This window comes from Nocardioides daeguensis (assembly GCF_019192965.1).
In the GTDB taxonomy this organism is placed as follows: domain Bacteria; phylum Actinomycetota; class Actinomycetes; order Propionibacteriales; family Nocardioidaceae; genus Nocardioides; species Nocardioides daeguensis.
Genome location: NZ_JAHTKU010000020.1, coordinates 179,889 through 205,557, shown reverse-complemented (window position 1 = coordinate 205,557; position 25,669 = coordinate 179,889). Strand labels below are relative to the sequence as shown.

At 72.1% G+C, this 25,669-nt stretch carries 25 protein-coding genes; 18 read left to right on the top strand and 7 right to left on the bottom strand.

Translation table 11 applies throughout. The features are described from left to right. Positions 1 to 15: 15 nt before the first annotated feature. From KU893_RS16900 to KU893_RS16880, 5 genes are read left to right on the top strand one after another with little or no spacing between them, the layout of a single operon-like run. Complete coding sequence (locus KU893_RS16900; RefSeq protein WP_218235546.1) at positions 16 to 2,013, top strand: acetyl/propionyl/methylcrotonyl-CoA carboxylase subunit alpha; 1,998 nt, start codon at positions 16 to 18, stop codon at positions 2,011 to 2,013. After that, complete coding sequence (locus tag KU893_RS16895) at positions 2,010 to 2,789, top strand: enoyl-CoA hydratase/isomerase family protein (RefSeq protein WP_218235545.1); 780 nt, start codon at positions 2,010 to 2,012, stop codon at positions 2,787 to 2,789. The genes KU893_RS16900 and KU893_RS16895 overlap by 4 nt, the downstream gene beginning before the upstream one ends. Next, a complete protein-coding gene (locus KU893_RS16890; protein ID WP_218235544.1) occupies positions 2,786 to 3,586 on the top strand; it encodes a TIGR03084 family metal-binding protein in 801 nt (266 codons plus the stop codon). The genes KU893_RS16895 and KU893_RS16890 overlap by 4 nt, the downstream gene beginning before the upstream one ends. After that, positions 3,583 to 5,352 carry an acyclic terpene utilization AtuA family protein gene (locus KU893_RS16885; protein WP_218235543.1) on the top strand — a complete coding sequence of 590 codons (1,770 nt, stop codon included), beginning with the start codon at positions 3,583 to 3,585 and terminating at the stop codon, positions 5,350 to 5,352. Before KU893_RS16890 ends, KU893_RS16885 begins: the two co-directional genes overlap by 4 nt. Beyond that, positions 5,352 to 6,119, top strand: a complete 768-nt coding sequence (locus tag KU893_RS16880) for an enoyl-CoA hydratase/isomerase family protein (protein WP_218235542.1) — start codon at positions 5,352 to 5,354, stop codon at positions 6,117 to 6,119. The genes KU893_RS16885 and KU893_RS16880 overlap by 1 nt, the downstream gene beginning before the upstream one ends. Positions 6,120 to 6,137: 18 nt before the next feature. Here the strand turns inward: KU893_RS16880 and KU893_RS16875 are convergent, their stop codons facing one another. After that, a complete protein-coding gene (locus KU893_RS16875) occupies positions 6,138 to 7,358 on the bottom strand; it encodes a TetR/AcrR family transcriptional regulator (RefSeq protein ID WP_218235541.1) in 1,221 nt (406 codons plus the stop codon). Positions 7,359 to 7,372: 14 nt separating this feature from the next. Here KU893_RS16875 and KU893_RS16870 point away from each other — a divergent pair, with 14 nt between their 5' ends. Further along, positions 7,373 to 8,299: an NAD(P)H-dependent flavin oxidoreductase gene (locus tag KU893_RS16870; RefSeq protein ID WP_218235540.1), complete on the top strand. Its 927-nt coding sequence runs from the start codon at positions 7,373 to 7,375 to the stop codon at positions 8,297 to 8,299. Between the two features lie 22 nt (positions 8,300 to 8,321). Here the strand turns inward: KU893_RS16870 and KU893_RS16865 are convergent, their stop codons facing one another. Together KU893_RS16865 and KU893_RS16860 are read right to left on the bottom strand one after the other, a co-directional pair. Beyond that, entirely contained in the window at positions 8,322 to 8,846 is a 525-nt protein-coding gene (locus tag KU893_RS16865; RefSeq protein WP_218235539.1) for a hypothetical protein, read from the bottom strand. Next, positions 8,843 to 9,511, bottom strand: coding sequence for a hypothetical protein (locus tag KU893_RS16860; protein ID WP_218235538.1), 669 nt, complete (start codon positions 9,509 to 9,511; stop codon positions 8,843 to 8,845). The genes KU893_RS16865 and KU893_RS16860 overlap by 4 nt, the downstream gene beginning before the upstream one ends. 181 nt (positions 9,512 to 9,692) lie before the next feature. Between KU893_RS16860 and KU893_RS16855 the strand changes: the two genes are divergently transcribed. From KU893_RS16855 to KU893_RS16840, 4 genes are all read left to right on the top strand, one after another. Next, positions 9,693 to 10,793, top strand: a complete 1,101-nt coding sequence (locus KU893_RS16855; RefSeq protein ID WP_218235537.1) for a helix-turn-helix transcriptional regulator — start codon at positions 9,693 to 9,695, stop codon at positions 10,791 to 10,793. Then, positions 10,793 to 11,938 (top strand): helix-turn-helix transcriptional regulator, encoded by a 1,146-nt coding sequence (locus KU893_RS22880; protein WP_246592790.1) that lies wholly within the window; start codon positions 10,793 to 10,795, stop codon positions 11,936 to 11,938. Before KU893_RS16855 ends, KU893_RS22880 begins: the two co-directional genes overlap by 1 nt. A gap of 109 nt (positions 11,939 to 12,047) precedes the next feature. Next, positions 12,048 to 13,199 (top strand): hypothetical protein, encoded by a 1,152-nt coding sequence (locus tag KU893_RS16845; RefSeq protein ID WP_218235536.1) that lies wholly within the window; start codon positions 12,048 to 12,050, stop codon positions 13,197 to 13,199. Between the two features lie 103 nt (positions 13,200 to 13,302). Next, the gene (locus KU893_RS16840; RefSeq protein ID WP_218235535.1) at positions 13,303 to 14,157 is read left to right on the top strand and encodes a hypothetical protein; all 855 of its coding nucleotides are present in this window, start codon (positions 13,303 to 13,305) and stop codon (positions 14,155 to 14,157) included. 28 nt (positions 14,158 to 14,185) lie between these two features. Here the strand turns inward: KU893_RS16840 and KU893_RS16835 are convergent, their stop codons facing one another. The 3 genes from KU893_RS16835 to KU893_RS16825 form a co-directional block, all read right to left on the bottom strand. Beyond that, positions 14,186 to 15,169 (bottom strand): AraC family transcriptional regulator, encoded by a 984-nt coding sequence (locus KU893_RS16835; protein WP_218235534.1) that lies wholly within the window; start codon positions 15,167 to 15,169, stop codon positions 14,186 to 14,188. A 158-nt stretch (positions 15,170 to 15,327) separates the two neighbouring features. Then, a complete protein-coding gene (leuD, locus tag KU893_RS16830) occupies positions 15,328 to 15,918 on the bottom strand; it encodes a 3-isopropylmalate dehydratase small subunit (protein ID WP_218235533.1) in 591 nt (196 codons plus the stop codon). Positions 15,919 to 15,933: 15 nt separating this feature from the next. Next, positions 15,934 to 16,845 carry a hydroxymethylglutaryl-CoA lyase gene (locus KU893_RS16825; RefSeq protein WP_218235532.1) on the bottom strand — a complete coding sequence of 304 codons (912 nt, stop codon included), beginning with the start codon at positions 16,843 to 16,845 and terminating at the stop codon, positions 15,934 to 15,936. 244 nt (positions 16,846 to 17,089) lie between these two features. On the opposite strand from KU893_RS16825, the gene KU893_RS16820 reads away from it, so the two are divergent. The 8 genes from KU893_RS16820 to proC all read left to right on the top strand — a co-directional run bounded on the left by KU893_RS16820 (position 17,090) and on the right by proC (position 23,966). Then, positions 17,090 to 17,620 (top strand): flavin reductase family protein, encoded by a 531-nt coding sequence (locus KU893_RS16820; RefSeq protein ID WP_218235531.1) that lies wholly within the window; start codon positions 17,090 to 17,092, stop codon positions 17,618 to 17,620. Between the two features lie 11 nt (positions 17,621 to 17,631). Next, on the top strand, positions 17,632 to 18,399 hold the full coding sequence (locus KU893_RS16815; protein WP_218235530.1) for an SDR family NAD(P)-dependent oxidoreductase: 768 nt from the start codon (positions 17,632 to 17,634) through the stop codon (positions 18,397 to 18,399). Between the two features lie 14 nt (positions 18,400 to 18,413). Further along, positions 18,414 to 18,845, top strand: coding sequence for a GlcG/HbpS family heme-binding protein (locus KU893_RS16810; protein ID WP_218235529.1), 432 nt, complete (start codon positions 18,414 to 18,416; stop codon positions 18,843 to 18,845). 26 nt (positions 18,846 to 18,871) lie between these two features. Next, the gene (locus KU893_RS16805; RefSeq protein WP_218235528.1) at positions 18,872 to 20,005 is read left to right on the top strand and encodes an LLM class flavin-dependent oxidoreductase; all 1,134 of its coding nucleotides are present in this window, start codon (positions 18,872 to 18,874) and stop codon (positions 20,003 to 20,005) included. Positions 20,006 to 20,104: 99 nt separating this feature from the next. Beyond that, the gene (locus tag KU893_RS16800; protein WP_218235527.1) at positions 20,105 to 21,319 is read left to right on the top strand and encodes a CaiB/BaiF CoA transferase family protein; all 1,215 of its coding nucleotides are present in this window, start codon (positions 20,105 to 20,107) and stop codon (positions 21,317 to 21,319) included. Between the two features lie 82 nt (positions 21,320 to 21,401). Further along, positions 21,402 to 22,109 (top strand): nitroreductase, encoded by a 708-nt coding sequence (locus tag KU893_RS16795; RefSeq protein WP_218235526.1) that lies wholly within the window; start codon positions 21,402 to 21,404, stop codon positions 22,107 to 22,109. 90 nt (positions 22,110 to 22,199) lie between these two features. Continuing rightward, complete coding sequence (locus tag KU893_RS16790) at positions 22,200 to 23,057, top strand: CPBP family intramembrane glutamic endopeptidase (protein ID WP_218235525.1); 858 nt, start codon at positions 22,200 to 22,202, stop codon at positions 23,055 to 23,057. Between the two features lie 48 nt (positions 23,058 to 23,105). After that, positions 23,106 to 23,966, top strand: a complete 861-nt coding sequence (gene proC / locus KU893_RS16785) for a pyrroline-5-carboxylate reductase (RefSeq protein WP_218235524.1) — start codon at positions 23,106 to 23,108, stop codon at positions 23,964 to 23,966. Positions 23,967 to 24,034: 68 nt separating this feature from the next. On the opposite strand, the gene KU893_RS16780 is transcribed toward proC, so the two are convergent. Continuing rightward, entirely contained in the window at positions 24,035 to 25,552 is a 1,518-nt protein-coding gene (locus KU893_RS16780; RefSeq protein ID WP_218235523.1) for an APC family permease, read from the bottom strand. Between the last annotated feature and the right edge of the window lie 117 nt (positions 25,553 to 25,669).

Sequence of the window (25,669 nt, the reverse complement as noted above, 5' to 3'; positions counted from 1 at the left end):
GTGGCAGGACTCTCCATGGCAACCATCAAGAAGCTCCTCATCGCCAACCGTGGCGAGATCGCGTCGCGGATCATCCGCTCCGCCCGCGAGATGGACATCGTGTGCGTCGCGGTCTACTCCGATGCCGACGCCGGTGCCCGGTTCGTCGCCGAGGCGGACGAGGCCGTCCACCTGCCTGGCACCGCCCCGGCGGACACCTACCTGCGCGGGGACCTGATCCTCGACGCAGCCCGTCGTACCGGGGCGGACGCGATCCACCCCGGCTACGGGTTCTTGTCGGAGAACGCGGGCTTCGCCCGAGCATGCGCCGATGCGGGGGTCGTCTTCGTCGGCCCACCGCCGGCCGCGATCGACAGCATGGGCTCGAAGATCGAGGCGAAGAAGACGATGGCGGCGGCGGGTGTGCCCGTCCTGCCCGGCATCACGATCGAGACCGACAGCGCCATCGACGGCGCGCAGCTCGGCGCGCGGGTGGCTGAGGAGATCGGCTACCCGGTGCTGGTGAAGGCAGCCTTCGGCGGCGGCGGGCGCGGCATGCGCATCGTCCGCGAGGAGGGGGACCTCCTCGAAGCCGTCGAGGGTGCCCGCCGCGAGGCGGTGACCGCCTTCGGAGACGGCACCGTCTTCCTCGAGCGCTACCTCGACGCGCCCCGCCACATCGAGGTGCAGATCTTCGCCGACACGCAGGGCACCGTCGTCCATCTCTTCGAACGCGAGTGCTCCATTCAGCGCCGCTATCAGAAGATCATCGAGGAGGCACCCTCCCCGGTCGTCGACGAGGCGCTTCGCGCCGAGCTCGGCAGCGCGGCGATCGCCGCGGGCAAGGCGATCGGCTACGTCGGTGCAGGCACGGCGGAGTTCGTCATGGGCTCCGACGGCCGCTTCTACTTCCTCGAGGTGAACACCCGCCTCCAGGTCGAGCACCCGGTCACCGAGCTGATCACGGGGCTCGACCTGGTCCGACTGCAGCTGTTGGTGGCCGAGGGCCGGCCGCTGCCGGACGACGTGATCACCGCCGGGATCGACGGCCATGCCATCGAGGTCCGCCTCTATGCGGAGGACGTCGCCGCCGGCTTCCTGCCGGCGACGGGCACGGTCCACGGGTTCTCGGTACCGCCGTTGCCCGGTGTCCGCGTCGACTCGGGCGTGAGCGCAGGATCCGAGGTGGGCGTCCACTACGACCCGATGCTGGCCAAGATCATCGCCCACGGGCCGACCCGCGACGACGCTCGCCGTACCCTCGCCCGCGCGTTGGCCGAGAGCCGCCTGCACGGGGTGGTGACCAACAGGGAGCTGCTCGTCGGCATCCTGCGCGAGGAGGAGTTCGCCGCCGGACGCATCGACACCGGCTACCTCACCCGCCACGACCCGGTCGCGCTGGCGCGCTCGTGGCGCTCGCCCGAGCTCGTGCCGGTGCACGCGGCCGCGGCGGCACTGGCCGCGCAAGCCGCGCGCCGGGCCGACGCGCTGGCGCTGTCGACGCTCCCCTCGGGGTGGCGCAACGTGGCCAGCCAGGAGCAGCACACCACGTTCGACATCGAGGGCGACGAGGTGGAGGTTCGCTACCTGGTGCGTCGCGGCACGACCCGGGTCTCCGTCGCGGGGACCTCGCTGGTCGGGGTGCGGGTGCTCTCGGCGAGCCCCGACCAGGTCGACCTCGAGGTCGACGGCGTTCGTCGGTCGTGCGCGGTGCGGACCTACGGCTCGACCTACCACGTCGACAGCGTGCTCGGCAGCCTCACGCTGGTCGAGCAGCCCCGGTTCCCCGAGCCGGGCGATCGCAACGAGCCGGGCTCGCTGCTCGCCCCGATGCCCGGCACGGTCGTGCGCGTCCCCGTCGAGCAGGGACAGCTCGTGGAGGAGGGTGCCACGGTCCTGGTGCTGGAGGCGATGAAGATGGAGCACAGCGTCAGGGCTCCGGTCGCCGGCGTCGTCAGCCAGATCAGCGTGAAGCCCGGTCAGGCCGTCGACCTCGGCGCTGTGCTGGCCGTGGTCGAGGAAGTGTCCGAGTGACGACCGCGACCACCGCCCCGGCGGTCACCTACGAGCTGGACGACGGCGTCGCCTGGCTCACCATCAATCGGCCGGACGCACGCAACTGCCTCAGCCGGGCGGTACGCGAAGGGCTCTTCGACGGCGTGCGCCGGTTCAACGACGACGACGCCGCGAAGGTGCTCGTCCTGACCGGTGCCGGCGACCGGGCGTTCTGCGCCGGCGGCGACCTCAAGGAGATGGCCGAGGAGGGCTTGCAGGTTCCTCCTGTCGACTACGTGCCGCAGTTCGGCCGCAACATCGAGGTCGACAAGCCGACCATCGCAGCGGTGAACGGGGCGGCGCTCGCAGGTGGCTTCCTGCTGGTCCAGACCTGTGACCTGGTGGTCGCAGCCGAGCACGCGCGGTTCGCGATCAGCGAGGTCAAGGTCGGTCGTGGGGCGCCGTGGGCGGCCCCGCTGCCGTGGCTGATCCCGCCCCGCGTGGCGATGGAGATGCTGCTGACCGGCGACATGCTCTCGGCCGAGCGTGCGCGGGACGCCGGCCTGGTCAATCTGGTCGTTCCGGCGGGGGAGCTGCGCGACGCGACGCAGCAGCTCGCCCGCCGGATCGCCGACAACGCGCCGTTGTCGGTGCGCGCCGGCAAGAGGACGGTGCGACTCATCGCCGAGTCCGGGCTGTCCGCGGCCTACGACGAGGCCGAGCGGATCTGGGAGCCGGTCTACCTCAGCCGCGACGCACAGGAGGGCCCGGCCGCCTTCCGGGAGAAGAGGCAACCCCGATGGGAGGGACGATGAGCGGATTCGCAGATCTGCTGCACGATCTGGCCGAGGAGAGCGCGGTGGTCGACGGACTGGTCGCCTCCCTTGAGGCGTCGGACTGGGGACTGCCCACTCCCGCGGAGAGGTGGTCCATCCACGACCAGGTCAGCCACCTCGCGTTCTTCGACGAGCAGGCCGTGCTCGCGGTGGCCTCACCCACCCGCTTCCGCGAGGGCGCGCAGGCCCTGATCGGAGCGGGGATGGACTTCCCGGACCGGATCGCGGAGCAGTACCGGTCGATGCCGGTCCCGGACCTGCTGGAGTGGTTCCGTGCGTCCCGGGCCGAGCTGCTCCGGGTCTTCGGTGGGCTCGACGGCGCGACGCGCGTGCCGTGGTTCGGCCCGGACATGAGCCTGATGTCGAGCGCCACGGCACGGCTGATGGAGACCTGGGCGCACGGACTCGACATCGCCGAGACCATCGGCGCCGAGGTCGTCGCGTCCTCCCGCCTGCACCACATCGCCCACCTCGGGGTGCGCACCCTCGGCTTCAGCTTCTCGCTGCGCAACCGGCAGGTCCCGACCGGCGAGGTCCGCGTCGAGCTGGAGGCGCCCGACGGCGGGACCTGGGTGTGGGGCCCGCCCGACGTTGCGGACACGGTGCGCGGGACCGCGCTCGACTTCTGCCTCGTGGTGACCCAGCGGCGCCACTTCCTGGACACCGGGCTCGACGTCCGCGGCCCCGCCGCGCGGAGCTGGATGGCGATCGCCCAGGCCTTCGCCGGTGCCGCGAGCGACGGCCGCCCGCAGCGCACGGTCGGGGCGGCGTCGTGAACGCGCTTCGCGCCGTACGGATCGGCAACTGCTCCGGCTTCTACGGCGACCGGGTCTCGGCGGCCAAGGAGATGGTCGAGGGTGGGCACCTCGATGTCCTCACCGGCGACTACCTCGCCGAGCTGACCATGCTGATCCTCTGGAAGGCCCGTCAGAAGGACCCGTCGGCCGGCTACGCCCGCACCTTCCTGACCCAGATGGAGCAGGTCCTCGGCACCTGCCTGGACCGTGGGATCAAGGTGGTGGCCAACGCCGGCGGACTCAACCCGTCCGGCCTGGCGGCCGAGCTGACCTCGCTCAGTGAGCGCCTCGGCCTCGCCCCCCGCGTGGCCTGGATCGAGGGCGACGACCTCGCCGACCGGGTTCCCGATCTCCTCGCGGGCGGGGTCGACCTGGCCAACATGGACACCGGCGAGCGGCTCGCCGACGCCGGGCACAAGCCGGTGACGGCCAACGCCTACCTGGGCGGCTGGGGCATCACCCGCGCCCTGGACGCCGGCGCGGACATCGTCGTGTGCCCCCGGGTGACCGACGCCTCCCTCGTCAGCGGTCCCGCCGCGTGGTGGCACGGCTGGCGACGCACCGACTACGACGCACTGGCCGGGGCCGTCGCGGCGGGGCACGTCATCGAGTGCGGTCCCCAGGCGACCGGGGGCAACTACTCCTTCTTCGAGGAGGTCCTCGACCGGCGCTACCCCGGCTTCCCCATCGCCGAGGTGGCCGCCGACGGCAGCTGCGTCATCACCAAGCACCCGGACACCGGGGGCCTGGTCTCGCCCGGCACGGTGACCGCCCAGCTGCTGTACGAGATCCAGACCCCGACGTACGCGAACCCGGACGTCGCGGCCGACTTCGCCTCCGTCCGGCTCGAGCAGGAGGGACCCGACCGGGTGCTGATCTCGGGTGCGCGGGGCGGCCCGCCTCCCAACGACCTCAAGGTCGCGATCAACTACCTCGGCGGCTACCGCAACACGATGACCCTCGTGCTCACCGGCCTCGACATCGAGGCCAAGGCGGCGTGGGCGCGCAGCCAGCTCTTCGAGATCCTCGGCGGCGAGGACGGCTTCGAGCAGGTCGACGTGCGCCTGCAGCGCTTCGACCGGCCGGACGCGCCGACCAACGACCAGGCGACCGCGCACCTGCGGGTCACCGTCATGGACCCGGACCGCAGCAAGGTCGGACGCAGGTTCTCCAACGCCGCGATGGAGCTCTTCCTGGCCGGGTACCCGGGCTTCCACACCTCGACGCCGCCCACCGATGCCAGCGAGTACGGCGTCTACTGGCCGGCCCTGCTGCCGGTCGCCGAGGTCGAGCACCGCGTGGTCCTGCCGGACGGCACCGTGGAGGTGGTGCCTCACGGGCCGACCGCCCCGTTCCCGCAGCCGAGCGCGACGGTGCCGCCGGCCGCCGAGAGCGTCGGTGCGACGGTCGACCTGCCACTCGGCCGGATCTGCGCGGCCCGGTCGGGCGACAAGGGCGGCAACGCCAATGTCGGCCTGTGGACCCGCGACGACGCGTCGTACGCGTGGCTGCGGTCGTACCTGACGGTCGATCGCTTCCGCGAGCTGCTGCCCGAGGCGGCCGATCTCGAGGTGCGGCGCTGGGACCTGCCGAACCTGCGGGCGCTGAACTTCGTCGTGGTCGGGCTCCTGGGCGCCGGCGTCGCGGCGTCGCCGCGACCCGACCCGCAGGCCAAGGGCCTGGGGGAGTACGTGCGCTCCCGGGTGGTCCCGGTGCCGGTCCCGCTCGCCGGCGGGAGCCGATGATGGGCACCGAGGTCCTGGTCCGCGACGATGGGCCGGTTCGCGTCCTCACCCTGTCGGGACCGCTGCGGCTCAACTCGATCGCCGCAGCGACCGCCGACGCGTTGGCCGACGAGGTGCAGCGGGCCGAGCGTGACGACCGGGTCCGGGCGCTGGTGCTCACGGGGGACGGCGACCACTTCTCCGCCGGCGGCGACGCCGATGGCGTGCTGGACACCGCGGCGCGCGAGGACGACGACGCGATGATCCGGTTCATGCGCGCCTACCAGCGCGCGACGCTGGCGGTCTGGAACACCTCGCTGCCGGTGGTGGCCAGTGTCTCCGGTGTCGCCTACGGCGGCGCGTTCAACCTCGCCCTCGCCTGCGACCTCGTCGTCTGCTCCGAGAACGCTCGCTTCTGCCAGGTCTTCTTGCGCATGGGCGTCGTGCCCGACTTCGGCGGGGCGTTCCTCCTCCCGCGGCTGATCGGCATGCAGCGTGCCAAGGAGCTGATGCTCCTGGCCGACGAGATCGACGCAGGGACCGCGCAGCGGCTCGGCCTGGTGAACTTCGTCCTCGGCAGCCCCCACGAGACGACCGAGACGGCGCTGTCGCTCGCCCATCGGCTGGCGGCCCAGTCCCGGATGGCGGTGTCGATGACCAAGCGGCTGATGAACTCCAGCACCGGTGGCTCGTTCGAGGCGTCCCTGGAGCTCGAGGCGCTCAGCCAGTCGTCGGCCTTGGGCTCGCGGCGCGCGCAGAGCTCCTTCGAGCGGTTCCGCAGCACCTGAGGGCGAGGCATGGAGGCGTCACAGCTCGACCCCCAGCAGTCGGACGCCGATCTGGCGCAGCCGCTGCGCAAGGTCCGGGTAGGCCCTGATGCGATCGGTCCGGGTGGCGTCGTTGATGGTCGTCAGCACGGCGTGCACGATGTAGCGCGCTTGGGCGGCATCGAGCTCGGGCCGCGACTCGCGCAGCAGCCGGACCCACTCCGCGACGTAGGTCGCCTGCTGTCGGCGCACGGTGTGGCGCATCGTGTCGGGCAGGTTGGTGGCCTCGGAGACCAGGATCCCGACGAGGTGGTGGTGGACCGTCGCGAAGGCGATGTACTCGTCCAGGGCTCGGGTCAGCGCCTCGTGAGCCGTCTGCGCCTCGGACAGGGCCGTGGCCATGCCCAGCTGGAGCGGCTCGGCCGCCCGCGAGATGGTTGCGGCGAGCAGCTCGGACTTGCTGCCGAAGTGCTTGTAGACGGCGGCGCCGGAGACCCCGACCGCGGCACCCACGTCGTCCACCGTGGTCGCCTGGTAGCCGCGCTCGAAGAACAGGCGGGTCGCCGCCGCGACGATGCCCTCGCGGCGCGAGAGATGGCTGATGCCGACCCGTGCCGGATGGGCGGGGGAGTGCTCCGAGCCCGCGAGCAGCGGTGTGGTCGCGACGGCCGATGCGCAGCACTGCAGCAGGTCCGTCTCCTGCTCGGGCGGCAGCTCGGCCGCGTGGTACGACGGGCTGGTCAGCGTCGACACCATGAACACTGCGAGGAGGTAGGCGTCCTCGGGGGTCAGGTCGGGCCGCAGCGCGGCGAGGTCCACAGCCGTTCGGTCCAGCAGACCCTGCAGCCGCAGCTGGACCCGGCGCCGGTGCTTGTGCTCGAGATGGCGGCACTCGCGGTGCCACAGGACTCCCAGGTCGCGGCGCTTCGCGAGCGAGCGGCTGAGCGCGCCGACCACGTCGTCGAGGTCGCCGTCGGCGGGGGCCACCGGCGTGAGCACGTCGTCCACCACCGAGTCGATGGCTTGGCCCAGGATGTCCTGCTTGCTCGGGAAGTGCCGGTAGAGGGCTCCCGGTGTGATGCCGACCTTCTGCGCGATGTCGCCGGTGCTCACGTTGCCGTAGCCGTACCGGCGGAACAGCGTCGTGGCTGCGGCAACGATCTGCTGCTTGCGGTCGCGGGGACGACGTCGTACCTCCGCGCCCGGTTGTGTGCTCGCCATCACCACGTTCCCGTCGTTACCGGGGGCGGTCTGCCCCACCTGAGAAGGAGATCATGATGACCACTGCCTCGCTCGACATCCTGCGCAGTCTCCCACTGCCGATGATCGCCGCGCCGATGACCGGGGTGTCCAGTCCCGCGCTCGTCGTCGCCGCGTGCGCGGAGGGCGTGGTCGGATCGTTCCCGACGCACAACGCCGGCTCCGTCGACGAGCTGGACGACTGGCTCTCGGGCATGTCCGATCGCCTGGTGGGCGTTCCCGGGGCGGCCCCGGTCGCTCCGAACCTCGTCGTGCACCCGTCCAACCGTCGGCTGGAGGCGGACCTCGCTTGCCTGCGCCGCCACCAGGTGCGGGTGGTCATCACCAGCGTCGGCTCGCCGGCGGCCGTCGTGCCGGCCCTGCACGAGGCAGGGTGCGCGGTCCTCGCCGACGTCGCGACCCTTCGGCAGGCGCACCGCGCCGCGCAGGCGGGCGTGGACGGCCTGGTGCTGCTCACGGCGGGCGCCGGTGGCCAGACCGGGCACGCCAACCCCTTCGCCTTCGTGCGCGCCGTCCGGGAGTTCTTCGACGGCGTGGTCGTCCTGGCCGGCGGCATCGCCGACGGTCGTGCGCTGTGGGCCGCGCAGGTCCTCGGCGCGGACCTCGGCTATGTCGGAACGCCCTTCATCGCGACGTGCGAGAGCGTCGCGTCCGACGACTACCGCGCCGCGCTGGTGGCTGCGACGCTCGACGACGTGCGGCTCAGTGACGCCGTGAGCGGACTGCCCGCCAGCATCCTGGCCCAGTGGCTCGACGCCCGCGCGGACGCCCCGGTCACGGCCGGCGACTTCCAGGAGGAGCGCCTGGTCGCGAACCCGGACGTGTGGAGTGCCGGGCACGCCGTCACCCAGGTCCGGGAGGTGTCGTCGGTCGCCGAGGTCGTCGCCCGGATCCGCGCGGGCTACCAGGCCGCCCGCGGGCTGGTGGAGCTCGCCCGCTGAGGCCGGGCCGGTCACGGGATGCTCAGACCGGGTCGATCGCGGTGATCTGCCAGTCGCCGCTGCCGCCCGTCAGCCTGAGCCTGATCCCGGCGGTGCCGGCGTTGCTGCGACCGTCGGGCGCGGACGCGTGCTGCTCGGCCACGACCAGCACGTCGGCCGTCCTCCCCTGGAGCCGGACGACCGCGACGGTCGAGGTCGAGGTCCGCAGGGTGACCCCCGCCGCCGGGTCCGCCAGGTACGGCGCGTAGAGCTCGCGGAACTGATCCTGCGCGGTCGCGGTGAGGTGCTTCGCGACGAGGCGTGCGGTGGCCTTGGGACGCGACGGGTCGACGGAGAACACCCGGTCGACCAGGGTCGTCGTCGAGGCGACCAGGTCGGCCGTGGCGTCGGCGTCGAGGAAGGCGGTGTCGTCCGGCTCGTCGCTGCGATGCACCTGGCCGGCGAGCAGGATCGCGCCGACGGAGGTGGCCACGAGCGCGACCGCCAGGACGAGGAGGGTCCGCGCCCCGCTGAGCGTGACGAGCAACCTCCTCAGGAGCGCGCTCACGAGTCGCCCCCGACCTGCTGGACGGCGGAGAGCAGCCACTTCCCGTCGACGCGTTGGGTCATCGCGAGATAACGCACCGTCTGCGTCGAGGGCTGGTCACCCGAGGTCTTCCTCAGGTCCAGGACGGCCAACAGGCGCGCCGTCCCGGCGGCCTCGTCCCAAGAGCTCAGCGCCGCCTCGACGGGGCGCACGGTCGTGATCTCCTTGGTCGCCCTGAGTCGTTTGAGGATCGACTTGCGCTGTTGTGCCAGCTGCGCGTGCAGGCGTCCGGTCGTGACCGCCGACCAGGCGGTGAAGGTTCCCGCCGCGTCGCGGTGGTCTGCCGTCAACAGGGTCTCGATGTCGCGCAGCGCGGCCGCGCGTGCCTCGTCGCGGGCATGGGCGCGCACCGCGAGCGCCGACGGCTCCTGCGTGCCGCGCTGCCAGGCGAGGATGCCGCTCACCACCAGGGCGGCGACGAGGGCGACGACCAGCGCGCCGGCCAACCGGACCCGGGTGGCCTCGTCGTCGAGCCAGCCCGAGGAGCTGAGCGTCAGTCTCGCGTCGTCGCCGCCCCCGCTGCGGGTCCGCGCGGAGGTCTCCTCGACGCGGTCCTCGGGCGGGTCGGCGACGGCGACGGCGACGGCAGCAGCATCCTGCGGGCGTCCGTGGTGGGGTCCGGGCATGGCCGTCTCTCCATAAGTGAGGGGCGAGTAACCAGCGGGTGCGGCGACGGGTCCGCAAGATGCGGCGAAGACCGTCACCTTTCCCGGCTGCTGTCCGTTGACAGTATGACGCACGTCACGCAGACTGTAAACGGTAAGTAAATCCGGAATCACCTCCGGGAATGCCGAAGGGTGTAGCCACATGGGGAATGGTGCTCAGACCCTCCTGGGCGAGGAGGTCGTGGACGTCGGTGCCGCAGCGCTCGCCGCCGCCTTCGAGCGGAGAGGGCACGACGCGCTCGACGGAGCGCTCACGATCGGTGATCTCGACGGCGCCGACCTCGACACGCTGGACCGCCTCGCGGCAGTCGGCCGAGAGATGGTCACGACCATGGTCCAGCAGGTGCTGGGGCAGCCGACGCGCACGGCGCGCCGCGTCTCGGCCGCGCTGACCCGCCTGGAGCGGTGTGCATCGGTCGAGGAGCTGATGCGGATGGTCCCCGGGGAGTTCGGGGTCGCCGGGGACTTCGACCGGGTCCTCGTCTCGACCGTCGAGGGCTCCCACTGGGTCCCCCGGACCTGGTGGGCGCGCGACGCCAAGCGACCGCAGGACAGGGCGATCGTCGCCTCCCTGCAGGGATCGCGGATGAGCCTCGCGGGCGGGATGGTCGAGGCCGAGGTCGTGCGTCGCCGCTCCACGGCACACGTGCGTGACATGAACGCGAGCCTGCGGCCGTGGGCTCCCTTCGCCGAGATCGCCGGCTCGGCGTCGTACATCGCTGCACCCGTCATCGTCGACGACCGGGTGGCGGGGCTGCTCCACGTCGATGCCGCGGTGAGCGAGCGCGCCCTCGGCGACACCGACGTCGCGCTGGTCAGCCGGTTCGCGGACGGGATCGGTGTCCTGCAGGAGGCTCTCGCGTTCAGGGAGAGCCTCGACGACCAGGTCCGCAGGATCCAGGAGGCGCTCGCGGACGCCTCGGCCGCCGTCACCGGAACCCTCGCAGGTCCGACGCGCATCAGCGGGGGCCGCGCGGCACCGGCACGACCCCGGGGCGCCGAACCCCTGATGATCCCCGGTGCGCCCCAGCGGCCGGAGGACAAGCTGACGGCGCGCGAGCGTGACGTCTTCGACCTGCTGGTCGCCGGCGCGACGAACTCCCAGATCGCGGACCGGCTCACCGTGTCGGAGACCACCGTGAAGTCCCACGTCCAGCACATCCTGCGCAAGCTGCACGCGTCGAACCGGTCGCAGGTGATCGCTCAGTACCTGCGGGCCGCAGAGCGAGGTGGTGTCGCGTGATGCCCAGGTCCGCAGCACGGGCCGTGGTCTTCGGGGCCTCCCGCAAGCGGACCGCGCGCAACGCCGATCGTGCGTTCCGCACGCGTGCGGTCGATCTGCTCGCCGAGGCGCGCGAGGCGCTGGGTTGCCCGCTGGCACGCTGGGGCGGCTCCGCAGCGCCGCCGTGGTGCCCCCAGGCCCTCACCGCTGCCGCCGACGACTGTGTCCAGCGGGCGCAGGCCGTCGCGTTGATCGACGAGTCGACCTCCCGCCGCCTCTATCGAGTGGCCATCGCGATGCAGATGCTCGCCCTGGAGGTGCAGGAGGAGCAGCTCGCCGACCGCGGACGGAGGCTGGCCGGCGCGGCCGACGGTCTTGCACGGCTGCGCGGCATGGCCACCACCGATGCGCTGATGGCGGCCGTGTGCGAGGAGGTCGCGCGCTGTTGCGACTTCGGCCGGGTCGTCGTGTCCCGAGTCGAGCGGTCGTCATGGATCCCGGCTCGCGCCCACTTCGAGGAGGCGGACGAGTCCTGGTTCGCCGACTGGGTCGACGCCGGCATCCCGCTGACGGGTGACACGCCCGAGGCGCGGCTGCTGACGGAACGGGTCCCGGCGGCGGTCTACGACACCGCGAGCACCACGGTGCACCGCGACATCATCGTGGAGTCGGGGCAGTCGACGTCGTACGTCGTCGCTCCGATGATCTCCTCCGACACCGTCGTCGGCTTCTTCCATGCCGACTACTTCCCGTCCGATCGGCACATCGACGACGCCGATCGCGACCTCCTCGGCACCTTCGCCGACGGCGTCATGCGGCTGTACAGCGGTCTGGCGCACGCCGAGCAGCTCGAGATGCAGCGGGAGCGGGCGCGCCGTGCCATGGAGAGCATCGATGCTCTCGGCCGCACGGCCTGGTCGGCGCCCGCCCGCATCACCGCGCGACCGGAGGTGACCGCGGAGCTGACCACTCGCGAGCTCGAGGTGCTCGACCTCATCGTCCAGGGGGCGACCAACCGAGACATCGGCGAGCGGCTCGTCATCGCCGAGGACACCGTCAAGTCCCACGTGAAGCAGATCCTGCGCAAGCTCGGGGTCGCCAACCGGGCACAGGCGATCGCGTGCGCTGCCGGGACCCCGGGGCGCGAGCAGCTCGCGTACTCCTGAGGTGGAGCCATCTCCTCCTCGCTGGCGATGAGGACCGGACCGCTGCGGTTGCACACTCGTGTCCGGTCGCCACCCCGGCGACCGGGCCGGGGCGGCGGGAGGCAGGAACATGGTCGGAGGTCCACGCCGTGCCGCGCGCCTGCTCGTGGTCGCGGTCGCCCTCGCCTATGCGCCGATCGCGTCGACGGCGGCCTGGTCCGCCTTCGTCCCGGGAGCTCCCCACCTCCAGGACCTGCTCGATCGTCGACTCGCGGGTGATCGCTACGCAGCCGGACCGGGATCGGTCAGTGCTCTGCGCGACGCCGACTACGCCGACCATCGGGTGTTGATGCTGGTGCACACCGTCCTCGGGGCGGCCTGCCTGCTCCTGGCGGTGCGCCAGATGCTGGGGCCGGCGCGCTGGCACCGGGTGGTCGGTGTCGCCCACGTGGCCGTGGTGACGGTCTCGATGGTCGCGGCCATGCTGTTCCTCGTCGCCTCCGCCCCGGGCCCCGGACCGGGGCAGGAGGCTTTTCGCGCCCAGCTCTGGGTCCTTGCCCTGAGCACTCTCGGGACCGCCTGGCTCGCCGCGCTCGAGGCGGTCCGCGGCCACACGGGTGCCCATCGGGCATGGATGACGCTTCACATCGCCTTCCTGCTCACCGCCCCGGTCCTGCGGTTGACCTGGACGCTGCTCGCACCGCTCTTCCCGGGACGGGACATGCTGACGAACATCGAGAGCGGCGCGGTCCTGCTCGCCGTGGTCGCCCCGGCAGGCGGGGTGATCGCCGCCCTCCTGCCGGCCGGTGGTGCTGCGGGACGAGCGGAGATCGGGCGTTGCGCGGCGTCGCGCCGCTGCGTCCTGGGCGCTGCCCTGCTCGGATCCGTGGGCCTGGCGTGCGTCGTCGCCGCGGCGAGTGCGCCGGTGGAGGGGCACGTCCTGTTCCACGTGGTCCCGAGCCTTGCGTTGCTGCTCGGCTGCTCCGGGGCGGCCCTGCGGGGGCGGGGCACGGGAGGGTCAGGCGTGTCCCCCGACGCGGTGGTCCTGCTCCGCGCCGCCGCGACGGTGCCGTGGGCGGTCCTGGCCGCCGCGGTCCCCGCGGCCCTCGCCGGTGGCTGGTCTGCCGGCCTCCTGACCGGACTCATGGTGGCGCCCGGTTTCCCGCTCGTCGCCGCACTTTCCTGCCTCCTCGCCCGTCGCGCGGCACCGGACGGTGGATCACCCCATCGGCCCCCCGACAACCTCATGCGGGGGGACGTGGTGGCGGGGAGCGCCGCCTAGGTTCGCGGCAGCGATCAGGCAGGTGGCTCGCCTCCCCGGCTGAGGAACACGGCCGGAGCCGGACCCTGGGCACCGCCGGACATCCGCCACGAAGGAGATCTCGATGATGGTGAGCATGGTGCCGCCGCAGCCCCCTGCACCTCCCTACGACCTTCCGCTGAACACGACGATGCAGACGGTCGCCACCCTGGTGCTCTGGGCGGGCACCGCTGCGCTGGTGATCCACGGGGCGCGGATGGCGCGCAGCGAGCGGTCTCCGTTCCCGCTGTTCCTGGTCCTCGCCGTCGCCGCGGGCAGCGTGATCGAGCCGATCTACGACATCACCTACCACCTGCACTGGTTGGATGCCGGCGAGCAGTGGACCCTCTTCACGAGCTTCGGGCTCCCCCAGCCGGTGTGGGTCATGCCTGCCTACGTCATGGTCTTCGGCCTGCCCGCACTGGTGCTGTACCGCTCGCTCAGCGAGAACGCGACGATGGGTCGCATCTTCAAGCTGGGGGCACTGACGACGCTCACCACCGCGATCTTCGAGATCACGGCGATCAACCTGGACCTCTACGTCTACTACGGCGAGTCGCCGTGGCGCGTCTTCGACTACCCGCTCTTCATCGCCTTCATGGAGGGCGCCCAGATCACCGGCTTCGCCGTTCTCTGCGCGGTCATCCGGCTCAAGACCACCGATGTCAGGCATCAGCTCGTGGTCTTCGCCCTCTTCCCCGCCAACTTCGCCTACGACGTGATCGGCGCCGGATTCCCGACCCTGATCCTGCAGAACTCCTCGCCCGACCCGAACGGCGGGCTGCTCTTCGCCTCCGCGTTCGTCAGCGTCGCACTCGCGGCCACGGCCCTGTGGTGGTCCGGGCGACTGCTGCTGGCCACCCAGGACGCCGCGGCGGACGCCACTCGACGCCCCCCGGTCGCGGCCCGTCCCGCAGCGCCGGACGCCGTCACGGCCTGAACGCGTCCGACGCGGGTCGCAGCGTGCCTCAGTCGAGTCGCCGCCGGAGGCACTCGGAGGGAAGGACGCCGAACCGCTCGCGGAAGAGCTGGGAGAACCGGCCGAGGTGGAAGAAGCCCCAGCGAGTGGCGATGTCGCTGACCTGGACCGAGGCCGGGCTGCTGAGCAGGTCGTCGCGGGCCCGCAACAGCCGGACCTCCCGCAGGTACTCCATCGGGGTCACCCCGAGGTCCTTGCGGAATCCGACCTGCAGCGCCCGGGCGCCGACGAAGACCGCGCTGGCCAGGGTCTCGACGGTCCACGGCTCGCCCGCCCGCTCCTCGATCAGCTGTGCCGCCCGGCGTACGTGCTGGCGGCCGGCGCCGACGGGCTGGTCGGCGAGGTCGTCGCTGTGGTTGTGCCGGGTGGCGAGGAGCACCTGGGTGAGCACGTAGGACTCGAGCTGGGAGATCACGGCGCGCGACTGGGTGCCGTGGGCGCTCATCGTCCCGTAGCGCAGACGGAGGTGGTTGACCGCGGCGATCAGGCTGCGCCCCTGCTCGGCCCCGAGGTCGAAGGTGAGGTCGAAGACCAGGGGGTCGCCGGGACGGCCCAGCAGTACGGCGAGCTGGTCGTGAAGTGCTCGGGCCGGGAGCTTGAGCGCGTACTGGACCGCGTCGTGGCTCCAGTGGACGCGGTAGTCGTCCTCGGGGTTGAACACGGCGCCCGTGTGGCGGCCCGAGGTGATGCCTCGACGGCCGCCCTGGGCCACCCTCGTGTGGCCGGCGAGCGTGAGGTTGAGGTGGAAGTAGGACTCCATCTCGGGGCACAGCAGGTCGATCTCCGCGCCGTAGGTGACGTGGCCGAAGGTCAGTCGCGGCGTCTGGAAGTACGCCATCTTGAACCCCAGGCCGGGGCCGTCGAGCGGGACCAGGCGGTGCGGGATGTAGACCGTGGAGATGTGCTCGTGCGCCCCGTCGACGTCCTCCGCCCGCAGGACGGGGATGTCGAGACGACCGGCGACGACCGCCATGGACTCCCCCTCGCGTCGAGTGACCGTCGTCACGTGACGACACAGCCATGGTGGGGCCCGACGTGCGGCATGTCCACGCTCGCGACCCTCGTCGTTCGCATATCGGATAGTCGCCGGGCCGGGCCCCGGGCGCGGCGGGGACCGGTCCGTGACGGCGCTCAGCGCAGGGTGACCGGCTTCCAGCTCGGACGGCTGCTCTCGTACGCCGCGATGTCGGCCTCGTGGCCCAGCGTGATGCCGATGTCGTCGAGCCCGTTGAGCAGGCGGTAGCGCGTGTAGTCGTCGATCTGGAAGGGCGCCACCAGGTCACCGCAGGTCACCGTGCGGGACTCGAGGTCCACGGTGATCTGCGTCGTCGGGTCGGCCTCGATCGCCGCCCACAGCTGCTCGATGACGTCCTGCTCGACCGGGACCGAGAGCAGCCCCGCCTTGCCGGAGTTGCCGCGGAAGATGTCGGCGAAGCGGCTCGAGAGCACGACCTTGAAGCCGTAGTCCATGAGCGCCCAGACCGCATGCTCGCGCGAGGATCCGGTGCCGAAGTCGGGACCGGCGAGGAGGATCGAGGCTCCCGCATGGCGGGGGTCGTCGAGGACGAAGCCGGGCTCGGAGCGCCAGCCGTGGAAGAGCGCGTCCTCGAAGCCGGTGCGCGCGACCCGCTTGAGGAAGGCGCCCGGCAGGATCTGGTCGGTGTCGACGTTGCTGCGGCGCAGCGGGAGCGCCGTACCGGTGTGGGCGGTGAACTTCTCCATGACGCGGTCTCCTCCTCAGGCCGTGCTGCCGGCCTGCGGTCCGGGGAACGGGCCGGCCTTCGGCAGCAGGCTCGGCACGGCGTGCCCCAGCCGCTGCTCCAGCAGCCGGGCGATCGGCACGAGTGCCGGGGCGTCCCAGCCGGTGCTGTGGCCGCTGCGGGCGAGCAGGTAGAGCAGGTCCTCGGTGGCGATGTTCCCCGTCGCGTTGGGGGCGAACGGGCAGCCCCCGATCCCTCCGACGCTGGCGTCCAGGACGCGCACTCCGGCCTGGAGGGCGGCGGCGGCGTTGGCGTAGCCGGTGTTGCGGGTGTTGTGGAAGTGGAACCGCAGCGCCCCGGGCGCCCACCGGTCGGCGAGGGTCGTGGTCAGGCCGTGCACCTGCGTCGGTACGCCGACCCCGACGCTGTCGGCGAGGCAGAGCTCGTCCGCCCCGGCGTCGGCGGCGGCCCGTCCGATCGCGGCGACCCGCTCCGGGGCGATCTCGCCCTCCAGCACGCAGCCGAACGCGGTGGCGACGGTGACCGTCGTGAACAGGCCGGCGGTGCGGGCTCCCGCGACGACGTCCTGCGCGGCGGCGACGGCCTCGTCGGTGCCGACGTTCTGGTTGCGACGGCTCAGCGCGTCGCTCGCGCACACCACGACGTTGACCTCGTCGACCCCGCAGTCCAGGGCACGCTGCAGGCCTCGTCGGTTGAGGACCAGACCGGCGTAGGAGAGCCCCGGGGCGCGGGGGACCGCCGCCATGACCTCCTCGGCCCCGGCCATCGCCGGGACCCGGTCCGGGTGCGCGAAGGCGACCGCCTCCACCCGGGTGGCACCGGCGCGCACCAGCTGGGCGATCAGGTCCACCCGCTCCCCGACGGAGAGGTGCACCGCCTCGTTCTGCAACCCGTCCCGGGGCCCTACCTCGACGATCTCTACGTCCATCACCGCTCCTGTCCGAAGGCGCCGCGCAGTCGCGGCACGCGTGCTGTGCGGCCCCCAATGAACACGGCGCGCACGGCCCCGGTCGAGGCATCCGTGGCGCGCTGGCGTCGATCGTTCGCGATCGGGACAACGACGTGCGTGAGCGGGATATCCGGCCGTGACCGGCGCCACAAGAGTGGTCACACGTCGGCAGCACGCAACCACCGCAGGCCGACCAGGAACGTCCCCCGACCCAGGAGCGACCATGACCCAGACCGCGGAGAACCCGCTCGCCCCCACCGCGCTCGACCCGTCACGGCCCACGGACTTCCGCGGACTGCTCGGCAGCTTCGCGACCGGCCTGACCATCGTGACGGCCCAGACCGCCGAAGGCCCCGTCGGCTTCACCTGCCAGTCCTTCTCGTCCCTGTCCCTCGACCCGCCGCTGATCACGATCTGCCCCTCGCGCACGTCGTCGACCTGGCCGCGCATCGCCCCGGGAGGGCGGTTCTGCGTGAACGTCCTCAGCGCGGCGCAGGAGTCGTTGAGCAACCGCTTCGCGACCTCGGGCATCGACAAGTACGCCGACGTGACCTGGCGTCCCTCGCCCAGCGGCGACCCGATCCTCGAGGACTCCCTCGCCTGGCTCGACTGCCGCGTCGAGCACGTCCACGAGGGCGGGGACCACCACATCGTCCTCGGCCGGGTCGGGGCCATGGGCTCCGCCGACCGGGGCGAGCCCTTGCTGTTCCACCGGGGCCGTTACGCCTCGCTCTCGGGAACCCACCACCAATGAAAGGAAGCATCGTGGCTCGTTTGCAGGGAAAGACGGCGCTCATCACCGGCGCCACCGGAGGCCAGGGCAGGGTCGCCTGCCGGACCTTCGCCGAGGAGGGTGCCCGCGTCCTCGCCACGGACCTCGACCCCGCCGCCGGCGCAGAGCTCGAGGCGACGCTGCGGGACAAGGGTCTCGAGGTCACCTTCGTGGCGACGAACCTCGCCTCTGCCGCCGGCGTCGAGGAGCTGGCCGCGGCGGCCGAGGCCCTCGGTGGCCTCGACGTCCTCTACGCCAACCACGGCATCATCCTCGGCAGCCCCCTGCTCGAGACCACCGAGGAGGAGTGGGACCGCATCCAGGACGTCAACCTCAAGAGCGTCTTCCTGCTCACCCGGCGCCTGGCGCCGGTGATGGCCGACCGCGACGCGTCGATCATCAACGTCTCGTCGGTCGGCGCCCTGACCGTCTTCCCCAACCTGTCGGCGTACGGCGCCGCGAAAGCCGGCCTCGCGATGTTCTCCAAGTGCGCAGCCGTGGACCTGGCGCCGCTCGGCATCCGGGTGAACGCCATCTGTCCCGGCGTGATCGACACCCCGATGCCGCGCAGCTTCATCGACACCCTCCCTGACCAGCCCGACGCCGAGCCGATCATGCGCGCCTTCGCCGAGGGCTCCGTCGTCGGACGGCTCGGCCGGCCCGAGGAGGTTGTCTCCCTCGCGCTCTACCTGGCCAGCGACGAGTCGACCTTCATGACCGGATCCGTGCTGACCGTCGACGGCGGTTGGTCCCTCACCTGAGCAAGGAGCACCCCATGACCACCACCTTCACCCACCACTCGCTCACCGCGGAGTCCGTGCGCGAGCTCCTCGCGGCGACGACGGCAGCCGCGCTCGAGCACGGCAAGGCGATGTCCGTCGCCGTCGTCGACCACGGCGGCGCCCTCCAGGGGTTCGTCCGCATGGACGGCGCGCCGTTGCTCAGCATCCGACTGGCCCAGGACAAGGCAGGCACCGCTGCCTCGTTCGGGATCCCGACCGACCAGTGGCACGAGTTCATCAAGAACGACCCGCCGCTCGCGACCGGGATCCCGCACGTCCCGGGCCTGGTCGTCTTCGGCGGCGGCTACCCGCTGTACGTCGAGGGCCGGCTGGTCGGCGCCCTGGGCGTCAGCGGGGGTCACTACACCGACGACATGGCCGTGGCTCGGGCCGCGCTCGAGGCGACGGGCCTCGAGGTCGCCTGAGCCACCGACCGAGACAAGGAACCGACATGACCCAGACCCTCAGCCGTGACGAGGCGCTCGCGGAGTACCGCGCCGCCCATGTGCCGCTCTACAACCAGCAGAAGCTCAAGCTCGGGCTCTTCGGCACCAACGTCAGCAACGGGCTCACCATGACCCAGGCCGAGACGACCTTCCGTCCGTCGTGGGAGCAGAACGTCGCCATCGCCCGTGCGGCCGACGACCTCGGCTTCGAGATGATGGTGCCGGTGGCCCGCTGGCGCGGCTTCGGCGGCGCCACGGACTTCAACGGCGAGTGCTTCGAGACCTACACCTGGGCCGCGGGCCTGGCCGAGGCGACCGAGAACATCATGGTCTTCGCCACCACGCACCTCCCCACGGTCCACCCCATCGTGGCCGCCAAGATGGCGACCACCGTGGACCACATCTCGTCGGGCCGGTTCGGCCTGAACGCGGTGATGGGCTGGTTCTCCCCCGAGATGGAGATGTTCGGCGAGCAGCGCCCGCACGACGACCGCTACGCCTTCGGCGACGAGTGGATGAGCGTGGTCAAGCAGCTGTGGACCAGCGAGGAGCCCTTCGACTTCGCCGGCAGCTACCTCAGCGTCAAGGCTGGGCAGGCCCAGCCGAAGCCGGTCCAGAAGCCCGGGCCGGTGCTGGTCAACGCCGGCAACTCGCCGGCGGGCATCGCGTTCTCCGCCAAGCACGTCGACTTCAACTTCGCCACCGTCGACACCCTCGACAACGCCGCGGCGTACGCGACGAAGGTGCGCGACGTCGCCCGCACCGACTACCAGCGCGACATCGGGCTGATGACCTACGCGTTCGTCATCTGCCGGGACACCGAGGCGGAGGCCGACGCGGTGCGGCAGGCGATCCTCGACGCCGGCGACTGGGAGGGGGCCAACAACCTCATGTCGGTCCTCGGTCTGCAGAGCGAGTCCTACGCCAACCAGCTGCGGGAGTTCCAGGAGCGGTTCGTGCTGGGCTACGGCGGCTACCCGATCATCGGCACGCCCGAGCAGGTGGTCGAGCAGCTGGGTGGACTCTCGGCGGCCGGCATGGACGGCGTGATCCTCGGCTTCCTCGACTACCAGCAGGAGCTGGCCCAGTTCGGCGAGAAGGTCATGCCCCTCCTGGTCGAGGCCGGCCTCAGGTCCTGACCAGACCGGCGGCTCCCGCACCCGTCGTTGCCAGCGGGAGCCGCCCCCTTCCTCCCTCTTCCTCGCGCATCCCTTCGCGCCCACCTAAGGAGCACCGACGTGAGCACCGACGTGACCACCAACCCTCCCGCTGCCCTCGACGGCATCCGGGTCGTCGAGATGGGCCAGCTGCTGGCCGGACCGTTCTGCGGACAGCTGCTCGGCGACTTCGGCGCCGAGGTCATCAAGATCGAGCCCCCCGAGGTCGGTGACCCGCTGCGGCAGTGGGGCCGCGGCAAGTCCGACGGCCGTTCGCTGTGGTGGCCCATCGTGGGCCGCAACAAGATGTCGGTGACGCTCGACCTACGCACCGCGGAGGGGCAGGAGGTGGCCCGGCGGCTGATCGCGAGCGCCGACGTCCTGCTGGAGAACTTCCGGCCCGGGACGCTGGAGCGATGGGGCCTGGACCCCGCGACGCTGTGGGAGCTCAACCCCGGGCTGGTGATCGTGCGGGTCACCGGATTCGGCCAGGACGGCCCCTACTCCTCGCAGGCGGGCTACGGGTCGATCGGCGAGGCCATGGGCGGCCTGCGCTACATCACCGGCGATCCCGACCGGCCGCCGTCCCGGACGGGGCTGAGCATCGGCGACTCCCTGGCCGGGACGTACGCCGCGCTGGGCGCCCTGGCCGCTCTCCGGGCCCGGGAGCACACCGGGCGAGGACAGATCGTCGACTCCGCCATCTACGAGGCGGTGCTCGCGATGACCGAGTCGCTGGTGTCGGAGTGGGACGCGGTGAAGTACCAGCGTGAGCGCACCGGTGCCGTGCTGCCGAACGTCGCGCCGAGCAACGTGTACCCGACCTCCGACGGCGCCGAGATCCTGATCGCGGCCAACCAGGACACCGTGTTCGGCCGGCTGGCCGCGTTGATGGGAAGGCCCGAGCTGGCCGACGACCCCCGCTACCGCGACCACAACGCCCGCGGACACCACCAGGAGGAGCTCGACGGGATCGTCGCGGACTGGACCGCCACCTGCGCCTCCGGGCCGTTGTTGGCGGACCTCAACGCGGCCGGCGTCCCGGCCGGGCGGATCTACCGGGCCGAGGACATGTTCGACGACCCGCACTTCCTCGCCCGCGAGGCGATCGTGCGGGTCCCGCACGACGAGCTCGGCGACCTGGCCATGCAGAACGTCGCGCCCAAGCTGTCCGAGACCCCCGGACGTGTCCGGTGGGCCGGGACGGCGCTGGGCAGCCACACCGACGCCGTGCTGGGCGATCTCGGCCTCGGCACCGAGGAGATCGCCGACCTGCGCCGGCGAGGGGTGGTCTGAGCCGGAGGTCGCGGCCGGGTGGGGGTGGCAGCCGCCCGGTCGGGACCGACAGCCCGGGACACGTGGGGATACTGGGCGCACCATGGACACGATCGCCCCCGCCGCCACTGCTCCGGCCGCCCCCACCGCCGACGTCCTCGAGAGCATCCTGGCCACGCGTCACAGCTGCCGTGCCTTCGCACCCGAGACCGTGGACCCCGCGGTCCTGCGCCGGCTGTTCACGATGGCCCAGCGCACGGCGTCGTGGTGCAACTCCCAGGCCTGGCAGGTCCACCTGCTCGGCGGGCCGGAGGTCGCGGCCCTCTCCGAGCGGTTGGTGGCCCGGGTGCCCCTGGCCCCGGAGACGCCCGACATCCCGGGGCCGGCGCGCTACGAGGGCGTCTACCAGGAGCGCCGCCGCGCCTGCGGCTTCGCGCTGTACAACGCCGTCGGTGTCGAGCGCGGCGACCAGGAGGGCCGGCTGCTGCAGATGCTGGAGAACTTCCGGTTCTTCGGCGCTCCGCACGTCGCGATCATCACCAGCCCGACCGCCCTCGGCACCTACGGCGTGATGGACTGCGGTGGGTACGTCGCCAACCTGCTCAACGCCGCCGAGGCGCTCGGCGTCGCCGCGATCGCGCAGGCCGCGATCGCGATGTACGCCGACGTCGTGCGCGACCAGCTCGGGATCGGCGAGGACCGGTCCGTGGTGTGTGCGGTGTCCCTCGGCCACGCCGACCCCGACCATGCCGCGAACTCCTTCCGCACCGAGCGCGAGGCGGTCGACGCAGCGGTCACCGGGCTGCCCTGACCGGCCTGGCCTGGCCTGCCCTGACCGGGCGGGCCGCTACCGTGGGACCCGGGGGGAGTCGACGCCGCGACGAGCTGAAGGGCGAGCACGATGGTGAGCGACCGACGCGAGGCCGCGCCAGCGGCTCCCCGGCGCCGGGGCGCAGTTCCGGTCTTCCTCCTGGTCACCTTCGCGGTGACCTGGGGGCTGTGGCTCCCGCTGCTGGTCCGGGCGCAGCGCGACGACCTCGACCAGATGCCCTGGACCTACTTCCTCGCCTCGGCCGGACCGGCGTGCGGCGCCGTGGCCGCCCTGCTGTGGACCGGCGGTCCGCGGCTGGTCGCGCGGTGGGCGCGGCGCGCCTACGCCGTACGGATCGGCTGGTGCTGGTGGCTGCTCGGGCTGGGCCTGCCGGTCGGCTACTACCTCGTCGCGTGGTCGGTGGCCGGCGTGCTGGACGGCTCCTGGCCGGACCCGGCTCGCTTCGGCCTCACCGACAAGCTCCCCGGCCTGGCCTGGCCGCTGGTGGCCCTGGTGTGGGTGCTGACCTTCGGCCTGGGCGAGGAGAGCGGGTGGCGGGGCTGGCTGCTGCCCGAGCTCGCCCGGCGCACCACCACCTTCTGGGCGGCGCTGGTCGTGGCCGGCGTGTGGATCGTGTGGCACCTGCCGGCGTTCTTCTTCAACCCGACCTACATGTCGATGGGCGTGGGCATCGTCGGGTGGATGCTGGCGCTGGTGTGCGGCTCCTTCTTCCTCGCGTGGTTCACCGCCGGTGCGCGGTGGAGCATCCTGCCGGTCCTGGTGTGGCATGCCGGCTTCGACCTGTTGACGGCGGCCGACCAGTCCTCGGGCGTGATCGCCTCGGTCATCAGCGCGGTCGTCATGTACCAGGGCATCCACTGCGCCGGCCTGCTGTGGCGCGACCGTGCGGCCGGGCGACGACCCGCGCCGGCTCCCGTCGCCGGGTAGGACGACCTGGGTCGTGGGTCGCGGCGGCCGCCGGGGCAGGATGAGGCCATGCGTACGACGATCGCGTTCCTCGGCTGCGGCTCGATGAGCGAGGCGATCATGGCCGGGCTCCTCGGGAGCGGTTTCCCGGCCGACGAGGTCCTCGCCACCGTGCGCTCGTCGCCGCGGGCGGCCTGGCTCGCGCAGCGCTACGGCGTCGCCACGGCGGCGACCGAGGGGAAGGGGACCGAGGGGACCGAGGGGACCGACGCCAACCGGGCCGCGGCCGCGCAGGCGGGTCTGGTGGTGCTGGGCGTCAAGCCCGGCCTGGTCCGTGCCGTCGCCGAGGAGATCGCCCCGGTGCTGGACCCGCGGGCGGTGGTGGTGAGCGTGGCGGGCGCCGTGCCGCTGGCGAGCATCGAGGCGGTCCTGCCGGCCGGGCAGCCGGTCGTGCGCGCGATGCCGAACACCCCCGCCCGGATCGGGTACGGCGTCACCGCCCTCGCCGCCGGCTCCCACGCCGGTGCGGCGGACCTCCAGCGGGTCCGGGAGCTGTTCGCCACCGTCGGGCTCGCCCTCGAGGTGCGCGAGGACCAGATCGACGCGGTCGGGACCGTGAGCGGCTCCGGTCCGGCGTACGTCTTCTACCTGGCCGAGGCGATGGCCGAGGCGGGGGAGCGGCTGGGCCTGCCGGCCGACCTCGCCCGCACGCTGGCCGCCCACACCGTCGCCGGAGCGGGCCGGCTCCTCGACGACCCCGACGCGGATCCCGCCGCCCTGCGCCGGGCGGTCAGCAGCCCCCACGGCAGCACCGAGCGGGCGATCGCGGCCTTCGAGGAGCGGGGGCTGCGCGACATCGTCGCCGCGGGTACGGCGGCCGCGGAGGCGCGCGCGAAGGAGATCACCCGCGAGCTCGGCCAGCACCCCTAGCCCGCCGAGGCCGGACGTGCCGAGGCCCTGACCCGCCGGTGCGGGTCAGGGCCTCGTGCGTCGCAGACTCAGGCGTCGGCGCGCTCCTTCTTCGGGATCGCGTCGTCGTAGGGCGCGGTGCTGCGGTCGTGGAGCGGGTGGATCGCCATGTAGACCACGCCGACGGCGATCACGACGATGCCGGAGAGCGCCACGATCCAGTTGTCGTACCAGGGGACGTCGGGCGTGCGGGGCCAGGCCATGTTGACCATGGCGATGACGCCGTAGACCAACGCGGCGACGTTGACCGGCAGGCCCCAGCGGCCGAGCGTGTACTTCCCGCTCGGCACCCAGCCCTTGAGCCGGGCGCGCAGGGCGGCCAGCACGACCATCTGGAAGCCGATGTAGATGCCGAGCGCGGCGAAGCTGATGATCTTGGTGATCGCGTCGGTGGAGACCTTGGAGCCGATCACGATCAGGGCGGGCACGACGGCCGCCACGACGAGCGCGTACGGCGGCACGTGGCGCGTCGGGGAGAACTTCTTGAGCAGCGAGCTGCCCATGATCATGCCGTCGCGGCCGTAGGAGTAGGCCAGCCGACTGGCCGCGGCCTGCAGGCTCATCGCGCAGGAGAGGAAGGAGAGCAGCACGACGACCAGCACGATGCGCGCGCCGGTGGTCCCGAAGGCGTCGTTGAGCAGGGTGCTGACGGGGTCGGCGTCCTCGCCGGAGATGACGGCGCCGATGTCGGTCACCGACAGCACGAGTGCCAGGCACACGAAGGTCGCCGCGGCGCCGCCGATGTAGATCGTGCGGCGCATGGCCTTGGGGATGAGGCGGCCCGGGTCCGGCACCTCCTCGGCGACGTCGCCGCAGGCCTCGAAGCCGTAGTACTGGTAGACGCCGATCAGGGCGGCGGCCGCGAAGGCGGGCAGGTAGCTGCCACCGTCGCCGGCGCCGAAGGAGTCGAAGAGGGCGCCGAGGCCGTGCTCGCGGTGGGCGATGAGGAGCCAGCCGCCGACCACGAGGGCGCCGATGATCTCGGCGGTGAAGCCGATGAGGGCGGCCATCGCGAGCACCTTGGTGCCCAGGAAGTTGATCACCGTCGCGAGGGCCAGGAGGACGAGGGCGCACAGGATCACCGTGTCGACCGTGGCCTCGAAGCCGAAGGCGGCGGCGATGTAGGGCCCGGCGCCGTAGACGACCGAGGCGATGGTGACCAGTAGGGCGATCAGGTAGACCCATCCGGTCATCCACGCGTACCGCCGGCCCCACAGGCGCCGTGCCCACGGGTAGACACCGCCGGCGACGGGGTACTGGGCGACGATCTCGCTGAACACGAGCGCGACCATGAGCTGGCCGAGCCCGACGATCACGAAGCTCCAGATCATCGGTGGGCCGCCGGTCGCGAGGGCGTAGGCGAACAGCGTGTAGACGCCGACGACCGGCGAGAGGTAGGTGAAGCCGAGGGAGAAGTTCGCCCAGGGGCTCATGTCGCGCTTGAACTCCGACTCGTAGCCCAGCGCGTGCAGGTGGGCGGCGTCGTCGTGGTCGTGGAACTGGTAGTAGCCGTCGGTCTCGCCGACGGGACTGGTCGAGGTGCTCATCCGCATTCCCGTTCATGGTGGGCCGGGTGTGACCCGGGTAACAGTTGGCGGAAAAACTACGATTTTGTGGGATTAACGTCAAGAGGTTGACCGGATCGATGCGCCAAGATTTACGCG